The organism is Streptomyces sp. NPDC055025 (assembly GCF_053608565.1).
Map to the genome: position 1 here is coordinate 1 of NZ_JBSGVS010000158.1, position 1,189 is coordinate 1,189.

The following is a 1,189-nucleotide window of genomic DNA, read 5'->3' on the forward strand; positions in this document are numbered from 1 at the left end:
AGAGAAGCTCGTCGCTTTGGTAACGACGACCTCGGCTCAGCCTGTGAAGATTCAGGCTGCCGATACGCTTACTCTGCTTGGGGACTGCAAGGCGGCGATATCGCTGCTGACATCGATTCCGAATGTCAATCTCAGTCGTGGGTTGCAAACACGCCTACTGGAGGCATACGCAAAAGGCGGTTACCGCGCGAAGGCTCGGTCCATCATGGATAGTGCTCCCGCAGATTGGTTCGAGGACGACGCCTTCGTCGGCATGGCAGTCCTGGCCGCGCAGCAGGCGAATGATTGGCACCGGTTAAAGCCACTGGCCTTGCGACAAAGGGACCGTTGTCCTACCGACGCTCGCGCCTGGGAGTTTTGGTATCGCGTCGCACTCCAGACCTTGCGGCCGGCAGAAATCCGGAGCGCGTTTGGCGAGGCCCCGCTGGAACTAAGCGGTGAGCCCAAGATTATCCGCAGGGTGGCGTTGGCTGAAATTCAATACGGTGACCGTGACCTCGGTATGCGTCGGTTGTATCGATTGTTTAGATGTAACCTCGACAACGCGAACGTTGCGGCGGGTTTCATCACCGCCCTGCTCACTGCCGATGACATTCCATGGGGCGCGACACCTACAGCCGTTTCTGCGGGTGTTGCGGCCACACTGCTGCGAGAAGATGGGTCGCCGTTCACCGTTGTAATTGACCCTGCAGACGTCGGTACTCTTCCGCAGGCACAGAATTACTTCCCTCATGACTCTGCGTTTGCTGCGAACTTTATCGACAAGAGGGTTGGCGAGACGGTGACCATTCGGCATCAGATGGGAGAAGAGACCACCTATCGCGTTGCTTCATTGATGCCCGCCTCTAGGCATCTGCTCGGGTACGCGCACGAGCTAACCGAAAAGACTGTAGAACCCATTCCGGGCTACCTGACTATGTCTGTAAAGAACGACGACGGCAGCATAGACATGTCTCGGATTCACTCACAGTTGAAACGACAGTCGGGAGGGGCGGACCTAGTCATCGATGGCTACAGGCAGGGTCGCCTTACCGTAGGCCTTTGTGCGCAGTTGCTTGGACGTTCGCCAGTGGACCTTATCTGGTCCTGGGGGGCGAGCCAGCCGCCTTTGGTCGTTGCCGAGGGACGCGTCACTGGTGGGCTTGAGCGGTCAAATCCACTCGGGTCGAGTTCGTCGTGCGTGCTGGAT

At 58.1% G+C, this 1,189-nt stretch carries 1 protein-coding gene; it reads left to right on the forward strand.

Translation table 11 applies throughout. From position 1 onward, the window contains the following. Positions 1–43: 43 nt before the first annotated feature. On the forward strand, positions 44–1,189 hold a 1,146-nt coding region (locus ACWGDX_RS39360; RefSeq protein WP_453633637.1), incomplete at its 3' end, for a hypothetical protein.